This is a genomic window from Aminiphilus sp. (assembly GCF_029975095.1).
Classification (GTDB): Bacteria; Synergistota; Synergistia; order Synergistales; family Aminiphilaceae; genus Aminiphilus.
Window position 1 is genome coordinate 1 of record NZ_JARKPW010000052.1, and the last position, 13091, is coordinate 13091.

Genomic DNA, 13091 nt, shown 5'->3' on the forward strand with positions numbered 1-13091 from the left:
CACCACGGTTACGGGCAAACGATGATATGCCAGAATATCCAGCTCCTGGATGTTTACCTGGAGCCCTCCGTCCCCGACAAGAACGACAATCCGGGATGCCTTCGCAGCAAATGCGGCTCCGATTCCGGCGGGAAGAGCGAATCCCATCGCCCCCATGCCTCCGGAAAAAAGCAGGCGCTGCCCCCTGCGGATGGAAAAGGACTGTCCTGCCCACATCTGATGTTGCCCCACATCCACGCAGACGACGGCATCATCCGGGCAGTACTCGGAAAGGCGCCCCACGAAGAAATCCGCGAACGGAAGAGGAAAAAGGGTCTCCCCCTCTCTCTCGTCGCCACGGCGACACTGTTCCCCCCCGGCAAATGTCTCCGGCATATGGCCGGAGGGGAACAGCGTTCTGTACCCTTGCAACGTCTTCAGCCAATCGGTCCGTTCGGAAGCAACGTCTTTCAGAGTGCTCCCCGCCTCCGAATTCCGGAGGTGTTCAAGAAAAAGCCGTAAGAAGTCGCGAACATGGCAGTGAAGGGAAAGAGTCTTGTTCTCCCTTCCCCGAAAAACGCTTTCTCTCGCGTGCGCCAGTTCAGCCGGATCAATGTCCACGTGAACGATGCGCGCACCACGGGCGAATGTCTCGGGGCGTGTCCCCGTCTGCCTGGTGTCCAGACGGGATCCGAGGACGAAAAGCGTGTCACAGTTCGCCGCGGCGAGATTGGCGTAGCGGTTGCCGTAGACACCGATCATGCCGAAGAACGCCTCGTGGTCCGAGGGGAAGGCGTCTCTTCCGAGAAGACTCGTCACCACGGGAACACCCGTGTGATGCACCAACGCTTCGAGTTCTTCACAGCCCCCCCCGGAACGAACACCGCCTCCCACAAGAAACAGGGGGCGCCGTGCCGCGGCGAAAAAAGCAAACGCTTTCTCCGCCTCCTCGGCACGACACCGAGGAATCGCCGACCCCTCCCCGGAATACGCTCCATCATCCGTATACCCTGGAAGATCCTGAGGATTCACGAGACTCCGCTGGACGTTCATCGGGAGGTCGAGAAGCACAGGGCCGGGACGCCCCGACCGTGCAATGGCCACAGCTTTTTCCAGCTCGTACCGAATGGTCTCGGGATCGGTGACGAGTTTCGCATATTTCGTGAGCGGCCTGGCGACGGAGACGATGTCCGTCTCCTGAAAACCGATTTGACGCACGGGACTGTCGAACTTGTATTCGTAGGTATTCACCTGCCCGGTGAGAAAAAGGCAGGGAACGGAATCGAAGAAACAGCTCCCTATAGGCGTGAGCAGATTCAGTGCTCCGGGACCGCTCGTCGCCATGGCGACGCCCAGGTGACCGTTCATCCTGGCGTACGCCTCGGCGGCAAAGCCCCCGGCCTGCTCGTGGTGGACGGAAATGCAACGGACATCCTCCCGGCCGTACAGTGCGTCGAGGAGATGCGTAATGGCACCCCCTACGAACTCGAAGACATGGCCGACTCCCTGGGCGACGAGAAAATCCGCACTGTATTCCGAAACCTTCATTCCGGGAGCCTCCTCCTTTTTTCCTGCGACAAGTCCACAACGGAAATCTCTTCACCTGCGGAATGCTGTCGCATCCAGGCGACCGTCTTCGCAATGCCCTCGGCAAGAGCGTGTTTCGGCGTCCATCCCAATACCTTCCGCACGTTGGAAAGATCCGCCTGCCAGCGCGGTGATTCCAGGGACGACGGGATGTGCACACCCCACTGCGGTTCAAGGTCGCTTCCGATTTCGGCGGCGATACAGGCCGCCACCTCCCCGAGAGAAACCTCTCTGCCGCTGCCGACGTTGACGATCTCCCCTCCCAGTGATTCTCCCTTTTCCAGGATGAGTTCGTAACAGTCGAGAACATCTTCGATGAACACGTAGTCCCGAACACAGATCGGATCCCCCAGAAGAGGTCTCTTGCCTTGAAGGTACGCACCGATCACGTAGGGAACGAACCGGGAAGGATCATCCCACGGCCCATAGGGAGAAAAAAGCCTCGCCGTCACCACGGGCGCACCCTCCCGGAACGCCGCCGCCCGGCACAAAAGCGTTGCGGAAGCCTTGGCCACACCGTATTCGCTCAAAGGCCGGAGCGGGTCCTCCTCACAGGCGGCACGGCTCATTCGTCCATACTCCGACGAACTGCCCGTATTGACGAACAACGCCACACCCAGGCGGAGACAGGCTGTAAGCAGCGTGGCACATCCGAGTACGTTCGAGACGAGGATGCGGGTGACATCGCTCTCACTTCGCCGTCCTCCGTAGGCGGCAAGATGAAAGACCGCCTCGGGGCGCACGGCGCACACCACACGGGTCACCGCCGTTTCGTCCGTCAGGTCGGCTTCGTGAACACCAAGCCGGGGCAGACACTCTGCGAGGCGAAGCCGCGAGGAGCTCTGACGCAGAACAACGTGAACTTCATGTTCCCGAGAGAGGAACCTCCGGACAAGAGAGCTTCCCACGAAACCGGAGGCCCCCGTGACGAGAATTCTCATGGCCGAAGGGCGCGTCGTATTTCCCGAACCATCCGGCGCAACATGGAATCGCTCATTCCGGGATAGACGCCGACCCAAAAGGTGTTTTCCGCAATCAGATCGGTGTTCTTGAGGGAACCGACGACACGGAATCCTTCACCTTTCCGCCGCATTTCGTCGAAACAGGGATGGCGCAGCAGGTTCCCCGCAAAGAGCATCCGCGTCTGGATGCCTTTCTGTTCCAGGAACGTGACGAGGTGTTCCCTGGAAACCTCTGATTCGGGACGCACCGTGAGCAAGAAGCCGAACCAGCTCGGATCGGCCCCCGAAGTCGCCTCGGGGAGAATGAAAATATCCTCCAGATCCGCAAGGGCATCCCGAAGCGCCGCGAAATTCGCCTTTCGGGCCGCGACGAAACGGGGAAGTTTGTCCAGTTGGGCACAGCCCACGGCGGCCTGGAGATCCGTCACCTTCATGTTGTAACCGAAGTGGGAGTAAACGTATTTATGATCGTAGCCAAGGGGAAGATCGCCCCATTTCTCCGAAAAGCGCCGCCCGCAACGTCCGTCCTCTCCGGGACTACAGGTACAATCCCTGCCCCAATCCCGAAGGGAGGCGAGGATCTTCCGCAACAACGGGTCATCCGTGCAGACCGCTCCTCCCTCCCCCATCGTGATATGGTGAGGCGGATAGAAACTGCAGGTCGCCACATGCCCGAACGATCCCGTCAGCCGGGAAGCACCGTCCGCAACGTAGCGGGATCCCAGGGCGTCGCAGTTGTCCTCGATGAGCCAGAGTTCGTGTTTTCTACAGAACGCGACGACCTGAGCCACATCGAAGGGATTCCCCAGCGTATGCGCGACCATGACCGCCTTCGTTCGGGAGGACAGGGCCTGCTCCAGCCGGGAACAATCCAGATTGTAGGTGGGAAGAGAGACGTCCACGAAAACGGGAACCGCTCCGTGCTGCACGATGGGTGCCACGGTTGTGGGAAACGCCGCCGCAACCGTGATGACTTCATCCCCGGGGCAAATCCGTCGTTCTCCGAGCAAAGGAGACGTGAGGCACATGAAGGCGAGAAGGTTTGCAGAGGAACCGGAGTTCACGAGCAAACTCGTCTTCACTCCGAGAAACGAGGCGAGGCGTTCCTCGAAGGATGCGGCGTAACGACCGGCGGTTAGCCAGAAATCGAGGGCCGCATCGACGAGCCGGACCATCTCCTCCGCGTCGTACACTCTTCCGGCATAAGGAATGCGACCTTCAGGATCTTCCTTCGCCACTGCATGGACCGCATCGTGGTATTCCCGGACGGCATGCAGCACTTTTTCCCGCAGCATCGCTTCGTTACTCTTCATGCCATCCTCCGGACAAGACGTACCGCTGCGGTATAGGAGGCGATTTCTTCGTCACAGAGTTCTCTCGGGTCTCTTCCGTCCCGATAGGCCTTCGTCCAGGCCACGACACGGGAAAGTGCTTCTTCTGTTCTCCACACAGGACACCATCCCAGGCATTCCATGGCTTTGGAGCTGTCAAGCCGAAGGGAGACCGCCTCGTGTCCATGAAAAAATTTCCGCGTCGAACCGCTTTGCGACACGGCTTCGGAGGGCACCTCGTAGGAAACACCATCCCCCCAGACACCACAGAGGTATCGCACCACGCTCGCCGTGGTGCGGCATTCCTCCGAGAAGGGACCGAAATTCCACGCGTCTCCGAAGAGAGGACCTTCCACGCAAAGACGCTCCGCCAGAACAAGATATCCCGAGAGGGGCTCGAGGACGTGCTGCCAAGGGCGAATGCCCCCGGGGTTTCGAAGTCGAACGGGACAACCCTTCAGGAAAGCACGCATGCAGTCGGGAACGAGACGATCCCTCGCCCAGTCCCCTCCACCAATGACATTCCCCGCCCTGGCCGTCGCGATGGCCATTCCGTGTTCGCCGTACCGCTCCGGCGGGAAATAGGTGGCGCGGTAGCTCGCTGCAACGTGCTCGGCACAGGCTTTGCTCGCCGAGTAGGGGTCCCTGCCTCCCAAGGGATCGTTCTCCCGATAGGGCCAGGGCCATTCATGATTTTCATAACACTTGTCCGACGTGATCACGAGAAGAGCCCTGCGTTTCCCCGGTCTCTCAAAAACCAGGCGACGAAGCCCCTCCAAAAGGTGAACCGTCCCGAGAACATTCACGGCGAAGGTTTCGACAGGTTCTTCCATACCCCGAAGAACCAGGGATTGCGCGGCGAAATGAATCACCACATCGGGGTCTGCCTCGCTCAGGGCATCCGCAAGAAAGGATGCGTCGCGCACGTCTCCCGTGATGGAATGCATTTTCTCCCCGTTGCGGCACAACTCATGAAGATTCGGCGCCGCCTCCGGAGCCAGGGCATATCCCGTCACTTCCGCGCCGAGCAACGCAAGCCATCTCGAGAGCCATGCTCCCTTGAACCCAGTGTGCCCCGTGAGAAAAACCCTTCGCCCACTCCAGAATTTTTCGCCCAATTCACCGTGCGCCTTTTTCATGGTCATTTCCACACCTTCCACGGAGCCTGCCCGTTGCGCCAGAGTTCCTCCAGGTACTTCTTGTCCCGGAGAACATCCATGGGCTGCCAAAAGCCTTCATGACGGAAGGCGACAAGCTGCTTCTCCTGGGCCAGCCGTTCGAGAGGAGCACGCTCGAACACGGTCGTGTCATCCTCGATGTACTCGAGAACCTCCGGTTCGAGAACGAAGAAGCCGCCGTTCACCCAACCGCCATCCCCCCGGGGTTTTTCCGAAAAGGAGAGCACTTTTCCCGAGGCCTCTATATCGAGTGCCCCGAACTTACCCCTCGGCTGCGCTGCCGTCACCGTCGCACGCCTTCCGTGGGACCGATGAAACTCCAGAAGGGTTTTCACATCCACATCGGCCACGCCGTCTCCATAGGTAAGCATGAAAGGTTTGCCCTCCAGATATGGAGCGACCCTCTTCACGCGCCCCCCGGTCATCGTGGACAACCCCGTGTTAACGAGAGTCACCTTCCAGGGCTCCGTGCTGTGGGAATGAATCACAGGCTGGTCACCCACGGAAAAATCAAAGGTCACGTCGGATGTGCGCAGCAGATAATGCGCGAAGTATTCTTTGATCATCTCTCCCTTGTACCCGAGACAGATCACGAAATCGGAAAAACCGTACCACGAATAGATTTTCATGATATGCCACAGGATGGGATGTTCTCCTATCTCGATCATCGGTTTCGGGCGGAGATGGGATTCCTCACTGATGCGAGTGCCGAAACCACCCGCGAGAATGACGACCTTCATCCGTATCCTCACCTTCCACAGTTTCGCTCTTCGCCTCGGATTCTTTCGTTTACCGAAACGAGGCCCCTGGTCATCCCCGGTTCACATCCGAAAGGAGCGCACCCAGGGAACTTCGCAAAGACTTCCATTTCCGCGACAGAATGCGACGCAGCAGGTAAGTCCGGACCTGCCTGCGGATCGTCGGATCCTCCTCACCCACGGCTCGGAAATAGCCGTCCAGGCGTTGCAGAAACTCCTGCTTGAACCGGTTCGAATCCTGTCCGTGATGGACACGATATTCCCACAAAGCCTCATTCACGTACGCCAACACGCCGAGGCGGGCAAGCTCGCAAAGAAACACCACGTCCGCCACCTGTCCGTATGCCTCCTGCATCGGCACCTCCGCGGGAAAGGGCGTCCGGTAGAGAACAGACGGAAACGCAAGATACGTGCGCGTGTACAATTCGACCATCCGACTCCGGGAAGTAAAGAGTTCCACCTCCCGCCGCCGCCTCGGGTTATGCAGCGTTTTTCCCGTTCGTGCCCCCGCATCGTCGATCTCGTGGGCATTGCACGCCACGGCGATGATCTCGGGGTGGGCGAGAAGAAACGCCCGTTGTCGCTCAAGGAACGTGGGAAGCAGACGGTCGTCGTCGTGCATGACATAGAGAAACGGTCGCTCCGTCCGGGCAAAGGCCCTGCGAAAGTTCCACAGAGGCGTCTGCGGCGTGTCGACCCCCTCCCACTGAATCCCCCTCCGGAGAAAGGGCTCGACCCGCTCCCGAACGTCCGAAGCACTCCCGTTGTCCAGGACGACGATCTCTCCGGGAACACAGGTCTGGGCACACAGAGACGCAAGTGCCTCTTCAAGGAAGACACCCCGATTATAGGACAATACACAGACCGTGATATCCCTTCCGCTCACCCTGTCGAACGTTCCCGCATCTCCTGCATTTCCCCGGCGACCGTCATCGAGCAAAGAGGCTTCGCAACACACGCAGCGCCCTCCCTTTGATCTTGAATTCACGCTGGGGACGAAGCGTGACAGGTCGGGATCCGACCGTTTCCGGCCCGGACCAGGGATGAAGATGTTCCACCAGCGTAGGAAAGAGATTATACTTGTTCAGGACAAGCTCCTTGCAGTGTCGCACCACTTCCCGCCGTTTCTCGTAGGGGTCCTCCGCGAGAAGACGCTCAATCGCGGCGCAGGAACCCGGAATATCCTCCACGTCGATGGAGCAAAAACTTTCCGACGGAAAGTAGTCGCCGATGTTGGGACAACCGTCGTAGATGGGGAATGTCTCAGCCAAATAGGCATCGGCGAGTTTTTCCGTCCAGTAGTGAGGCGTTCGGCTGTTCTCGATGGCAATGTGGTATTTGTAGGGGAAAAGGGCATCTCTTTTGCAGGCCACAGGAGCGAATCCTCTTCCGAAAACATCCGCCACGTCTCCGAACTCCTTCATGAAAGCCCGGACGAAACGCCACCGTCTCCGATGCCCCTCCGTGGACTGCTTGTCGGAGCTGATGATGGAAATGAGGCGTTCCTTCCTCGGAGACGCAGCCATCAGGGAGTCATACCCCTCGCAGAACGAATCCACTTCACCCGCAACGCGTCCGATATGCCAGGGAAGCCCCTGCTGAGTCAGGACCACCGCCCGGTGAGGCAGATGCTCATGGCATGTCACAATCCGGGAGAACTGCCGCAGAAACTCCTCCGGATAGGATCGGACGGAGGGGGGCTCTCCCGTGACCAGGAGGATTCGGTCCGGAGGGCAGAGAACCGTCTGGATCTCCGCGAGATCTTCGTAGACAACCCAGGCATCGCAAACGGCGCAGTCATCGTCGATGAAGAAGCGCACATCTCCCCATCGACCGCTCCTGCCGGGGAACTGCCACGTGTGGTCCCAGTAGGGGCTGACCGTGCTCACCTTGACATCCATGCTTCCATCCCTTTCCGCGAAGACAACCGGTACGGAAACCGGAGCTGTTCCGCTCCGATTCCCGACGGCCATTTGTGCCGCCATATCGCGACGAATCCGACAGTGTTCTTTCGCCGCCGCCGAACCAATTATTCCGTGCGGATTTCCCTTTTCTCCCTAGGCGAGAGGACCGTGTCATAAAAGGTCACCGTACGGTCGCACATCTCGTCCAGGGAAAACGTTCTTCGCGCGGCGAGGACTGGAAAAACTCCTTCGTCAAATCCCCTGCGCAGGCGCGAACTCCATGCGTCGGCATCTCCCGCAGGGACAAGAGGATCCGCGTCGGCGACGAGCTCCCTCACGGCAGGAAGGTCCGATGCCAGAACGGGGATTCCGGCAGTCAACGCCTGGGCGAGGACGAGCCCCATGCCCTCGTCCAGGGAAGGAAACAGCAGGCAGTCGCACCGGGCGAGGAAGGATTCCACATCCTCCCGGAAGCCGTGAAAGGTCACCCGAGTCGCCATCCCCTTTTCGGAGACGAGACGGAACAACTCGTTCCGGAGAGGGCCGTCCCCGACGATGTCCAACAACCAACTTCTCCCGGAGAGGTCTTCCTTCGTCAGGAGGTCCAGAAGAAAGGCAATCCCCTTGACCCGGGTCAAGCGCCCGACGAAGAGCAGACGACACATCCGCGGAACATCCCCGCAAGGCTCCGGATCCGGTCCTTCCGCGCCGATCTCTCTGGAGAAAGGCCCTTCCCCTCGTAACAGGGGAACTCTTTCCCGACGAGACGCAAGGGGAGGGATGCCTCCCGGAATGACGGCCGTCCTTTCCGGCAGCAATCCCTGGAGATGGTTCTGAACGGTCTCGCTCACACAAATTGCGCCATCCGCCCGACGGAGTGGAAGAAGTCCTGCGTTTTTTGAATACCGGGCGTGGCAGGTCATGATCCAGGGAATTCCGGACAAGGACGATGCCCACCAGGCGACGAAGGCAGGCACGCGGGAATGTGCGTGGAGAAGATGGAACTCTCCCCTTCGGGCCATACGGGCGATCCGCAGCGCTGCCGTAACGGCGGTGACGGGGTTCTTCGCGTGTACGGGCAAAGCGACATGCGTCACCTTTTCGGGGAGTTCCCCCACCAGCTTTCCCCCCCGGGAAATCACGGTCACGCCGAGACCGCGTCGGGACAAACCCTGAGCGAGCCAGAGCACGTGACGCTCCACGCCCCCCTCCTCGAACTCCGGAAGAAGCAAGACCACGTTCACGATGCCATACCCCCCGAAGCTCTCGCTCCGTCCGTCACGATCCGGCAGATTCTCTCGAACTCCTCCGCAGTCGAGGCGTCATCGAACGAAGGCATGAGCTGCTGTCGCACGATTCGCACCGTTTCTTCCATTTTTCCCTGCTCCCACTCTTCGTAAACTCTCCGAATCTCCGCCGCAAGCAGCTCGGGATGTTGCCGCACCGAAATGGCCCCGCTCCGTTCACCGAAATAGGATGCAAACGCGGCGTCGAGTTTTTCCGGTGTCAGCAGGCCGATCCAGAATCCCGTGAAGACGATCACGGGACGGAAGGCCAGGGCGGCCTCCACCGCAGAGGTCGATCCGGCGCAGACGAGCGTCGCCTCTTCGAACCAGGGATTGGGATCCGTCCGGGTGCCCACCACGCGGATAAAGCGTTCACCCGCAGCCAGATTCATGCGAAGGGCTTCGAAACGGAAGAGAGCACTCCTCCACCCTCCGCCAATAAAAACGAGTTGCAGCGAAGGAATCTCTTTTTTCAACGCCACCGCATCATTCATGAGCGCCCAAGGCCCCGCGGACTTGTAGCCGCTCAACCGACCGAAGCAGAGGACCCGGAACGGTTCTCTCGCTCGAAGCGGAGTGGGCGTCACCAAATGGACAAGGGGCCGCCGCAGCAGAAACTTGGGAAAGGGGGTGGGGATTTCCTCAAGGCGCTCCAGAATGGGAGGCTCCGCTGAAAGCCAGGCATCGCTTCCCGCAACGAGCGAAGGGACATCCCGCCCCTTCCGGTCCGTTTTCTCCAGATGATCGAGAAAAAACGTGAAGACCTTCGCACCCGTGACACGCTTGAGCCGCACCGCCAACGGAAAGGATCTTCGCGAGTCGGTAACGATCACATCAGGGGAAAACGCCGCGGCCTTTCGATCGAACCAGGCATTGCCCACCGTGGGAGAAAGGCACTGGATGACTTCCACATCGTGCTCCCGAAGCCGCGATTGAAAGCCCTTTCCGGCCCAGCGTCCCAACACTGCGACCCGGTGTCCCTCTCTTCGGAGCGTCGTCGCCAGATGGAGTACAAAGGAGGTGACGCCATCGACGATCAACGCATCGGAACAGAAAAGAATGCGCATGTCACTCTCTCTTCCTTTCTGCACGAGAAGGCGATCGCCGCCGACGACTCCCCCGATCGCGCACGAGTCGTTTTCGCTCCGCACGGACGGAATTCCCCAACGAGTGCAGGCGGTTTGTTGCCTGATCGAATCCGCCGCGGAAGAGGAGACGAAGGTCCGTCCTCGGGCAGAAGGCCCGCCTCGGGAGCCTCATGAAGGGTCGGGCTTTCGCTCCGCGAGATACGCGAGAAGCTCTGCCGCGGCACGGCGGGCTTCGTTGAAGCCCAGGCCCCTTCGCTGCAGCGGGCAAGGCTCCTTCTCCGCCAAGGAAGAGGATGCCCGCAAAGAAGGCGCCGGCAACGGCGTCTCGACCGCGCCGCTCCGCCAAAAGGCCTCGCGGAAGGCTCTTTCGGAAGGAAAGACTACAAGCAAGCCTCTCTCCTCCATCCGCCGGAAAAACGCATCAAACCGGGCCGGGCCCGACGGAGAGGCGCACACTCCAACTCGGGCGAGCCTGTTGCACAGCTCCTTCCCCGCAGCGGCGAGATTTCTGCGCCGCTCCACCCGGAGAAGCACGACCCGATGCCCCGCCGTGGCCGCTTCGGAGACCATGGAAACCGAATCCTCGGTGCAGAAGACGCGCTGCACCGCGCCGAGCATGCCCGGGACGGGGTTCCAGGAGTCTTTCGACGCGAGGAGGAGCATGGAGATCGCCGACGCGTATGTTTCCGCAAGCTGTGTCAGCGCGTTCTCCGCTTCGGGGGAGGTGCGGCGGGAGGTGGTGACGTACAGCGTCGCGTTCTCCCGGCGGGCGCGTTCGAAAACAGCGCCCAGGGTGTCCCGAACCCATGAGGCGGACACTCTGTAATTGCCGTCGTCACCACCGAGGAGGATCCCCCAGCGTGGCGATTCCGGAACGCTCGGCGGAAAACGGCGCAGAAGCTCCTCCGACGCCGTTTTCAGGTTTTCGGGGACGATCGCGTTGGGAGCACCGAGGGTGACGCAACGAAAGGGACCGTTCTTGCCCTTCGAAATGTTTCCATGCGCATCTGCTCGGGTAGGGGTACCCGAAAGATCATGTTCAGGAACGATGGCCGCATCGAAGGGGGCGGTCCCCAGTCCGGAGGGAGTCATGAGCGTGCAGGCCACTCCTTCCGCACCGGGGAAAAAGCTCTCGCAGCTTCGGGCCAGGGCAAGACAGAAAGGCGCCGCGGCACTTCCGGCGGAAAGAAAGAGAACCCGCTTTGCCGGTCGTCCCGCCGGAGGCGGCAAGGCCGGAGAGACCTCTTCGCCACCGCCTTCTTGCAGGCGGCGGCGAACCGCCTCCACGAACTCCACGGGAAAGAGTTCGCCTCCCACAAAACGGTCCGCGAGATGAAGCCAGGCGCAGGCGCTCTTCCTTCGGGCCTCGGGAGTTCGCCTCCATGCGAAGAAGTGCGGAGCCACCTTGAGGATCCAGAGGCGGCGCCCCCCCGAAAAACGGGGAACTTCCATCTCGAAGACGGGAATTCCCGCCGCACCGGAAAGCCAGTGGGCGACACCCCGGCTCTGGTGAAGGTGTCCGCGTATGCCGTCGCTGAGGAGGACGATCGCATCGAGGGCGTGTCTCATGACGCCGCACTCCGCCGGAAGGTGGAGCCCCCGCAGGACAGGGACATGAAACGGCAGGGGGACTCCACTCCGTGCGGACCGGTTCGCTACAGGGCCGCCCGGGCTCCGGCGGCGATGGCCTTGGCCATGCTCTCGATCTTCTCGTCGGACATGACGATGTCGATGCCGAAGACCGCGGCCCGGCTAAGAATCTCCTGGGTCTGGGGCCATTCGTTGGGGCGATAGAGGGGCATGCTCTCCGTGAGAGGACAGTCGTAGGGACAACGGACACGGCTGTAGGTCGCACCGTCCCGCAACGTGTCCCAGTGGCGGGCGTAGTGCCACGTGTTGTCCTCAAGAATGCCGCATCCCATGCCCGCCTCTTTCGCGGCCTTCTGGAAACGGCGGGCCGTCTGGGGAGTGGGCAGCAGGAACACGAGCTGCGTGGCGAGTTCACCCTCGGGATCTGCGCTGCGCCGTACCGCCAGACCGTGCACGTTTCCCACCGCGTCGAGCACGCGAGCCCGGTTTTTCCGCAACGCCTCGACGGCACTGTCGAGCTTCGAGAGCTGCACGAGGCCGAGGGCACCCTGTATTTCGCTCATGCGGAAGTTGAATCCCAGACAGGCCTTCTTCTCCGCGCCCCTGTCGATGGTCTTGTCGTGTTTGTGACCATGGTCGTGATAGTATTCCATCTTCCGGTAGAGGTCCTCGTCGTCGGTGACGATGAGGCCGCCCTCGCCCACGGTGAGCACCTTGTAGGGGTCGAGGCTGTAGGTTCCCCAGGTGCTGCCGCAGGTGCCGCACCACTTGCCCCCGTAGGTGGCGCCCATGGCCTGGCAACTGTCCTCGAAGAGGGCGAGTCCGTTTTCCTGGGTGATGACTCTGAAGGCCTCCATGTCCGCGGCACCGCCGAACATGTGCACGGGCATGATGGCCCGGGTCCGGTCGGTGATGAACTCCTCCACCACGGTGGGATCGAGGTTGAGGCTCTCGTCGATCTCGGCGAGGACGGGAACTGCACCGCACTCGAGAATGGCCTCGACACTGGCGATGAAGGTGAAGGGCGTGGTGATGATCTCGTCCCCGGGATTGATGCCCCAGGCCTTGAGAGCCACATAGAGGGAGGCGGTGCCGCTGGACACGGCAAGGCAATGTTTCGCCCCCACTTTTTCCGCCACGGCGTTCTCGAATTCCTCCACCTTGTAGATCTCGTCCCGGCAGTTCACGAAAGAATAGCGGTGCACCATCTTGCGGTTGATCACGTCCGCGACGGCGTCAATTTCCCGCTGGTCGAACAGTTCAAAGCCCGGCATTATTCCATCGCCTCCTTGTACAGTGCCACGCAGCTCTCCTTGGTCATGGGCCGCGGGTTGTTCTCCATCGGACGGGCCACTCCCATGGCCTTTCCGGCCATCTCGGGGAAATGTTCCGCCGTGATGCCCACCTTCAGGGCCTTGAGGGTACTCG

Annotated in this window: 11 protein-coding genes; all 11 read right to left on the bottom strand. The window is 60.7% G+C overall.

Annotated elements, in window-relative coordinates:
• Positions 1-1527, bottom strand: a 1527-nt coding sequence (locus tag Q1K49_RS03315) for a thiamine pyrophosphate-binding protein (RefSeq protein WP_300522774.1), incomplete at its 3' end; no start/stop codon positions are given.
• A complete protein-coding gene (locus Q1K49_RS03320) occupies positions 1524-2507 on the bottom strand; it encodes an NAD-dependent epimerase/dehydratase family protein (RefSeq protein ID WP_300522777.1) in 984 nt (327 codons plus the stop codon). The genes Q1K49_RS03320 and Q1K49_RS03315, both read right to left, overlap by 4 nt.
• Positions 2504-3841 carry a lipopolysaccharide biosynthesis protein RfbH gene (rfbH, locus tag Q1K49_RS03325; RefSeq protein WP_300522779.1) on the bottom strand — a complete coding sequence of 446 codons (1338 nt, stop codon included), beginning with the start codon at positions 3839-3841 and terminating at the stop codon, positions 2504-2506. The genes Q1K49_RS03320 and rfbH overlap by 4 nt, the downstream gene beginning before the upstream one ends.
• Positions 3838-5004, bottom strand: coding sequence for a CDP-glucose 4,6-dehydratase (rfbG, locus tag Q1K49_RS03330; protein WP_300522782.1), 1167 nt, complete (start codon positions 5002-5004; stop codon positions 3838-3840). Before rfbG ends, rfbH begins: the two co-directional genes overlap by 4 nt.
• Positions 5001-5777: a glucose-1-phosphate cytidylyltransferase gene (gene rfbF, locus Q1K49_RS03335; protein WP_300522785.1), complete on the bottom strand. Its 777-nt coding sequence runs from the start codon at positions 5775-5777 to the stop codon at positions 5001-5003. The genes rfbG and rfbF overlap by 4 nt, the downstream gene beginning before the upstream one ends.
• 70 nt (positions 5778-5847) lie before the next feature.
• Entirely contained in the window at positions 5848-6753 is a 906-nt protein-coding gene (locus Q1K49_RS03340) for a glycosyltransferase family 2 protein (RefSeq protein WP_300522788.1), read from the bottom strand.
• Positions 6725-7696 (bottom strand): glycosyltransferase family 10, encoded by a 972-nt coding sequence (locus Q1K49_RS03345; protein ID WP_300522791.1) that lies wholly within the window; start codon positions 7694-7696, stop codon positions 6725-6727. The genes Q1K49_RS03340 and Q1K49_RS03345 overlap by 29 nt, the downstream gene beginning before the upstream one ends.
• 128 nt (positions 7697-7824) lie before the next feature.
• Positions 7825-8943 carry a glycosyltransferase family 4 protein gene (locus tag Q1K49_RS03350; protein WP_300522794.1) on the bottom strand — a complete coding sequence of 373 codons (1119 nt, stop codon included), beginning with the start codon at positions 8941-8943 and terminating at the stop codon, positions 7825-7827.
• The gene (locus Q1K49_RS03355; RefSeq protein WP_300522797.1) at positions 8940-10052 is read right to left on the bottom strand and encodes a hypothetical protein; all 1113 of its coding nucleotides are present in this window, start codon (positions 10050-10052) and stop codon (positions 8940-8942) included. Before Q1K49_RS03355 ends, Q1K49_RS03350 begins: the two co-directional genes overlap by 4 nt.
• A gap of 189 nt (positions 10053-10241) precedes the next feature.
• A complete protein-coding gene (locus tag Q1K49_RS03360; RefSeq protein ID WP_300522800.1) occupies positions 10242-11642 on the bottom strand; it encodes an ELM1/GtrOC1 family putative glycosyltransferase in 1401 nt (466 codons plus the stop codon).
• A gap of 86 nt (positions 11643-11728) precedes the next feature.
• Positions 11729-12937, bottom strand: coding sequence for a DegT/DnrJ/EryC1/StrS family aminotransferase (locus tag Q1K49_RS03365; protein ID WP_300522801.1), 1209 nt, complete (start codon positions 12935-12937; stop codon positions 11729-11731).
• Positions 12938-13091: the final 154 nt, after the last annotated feature.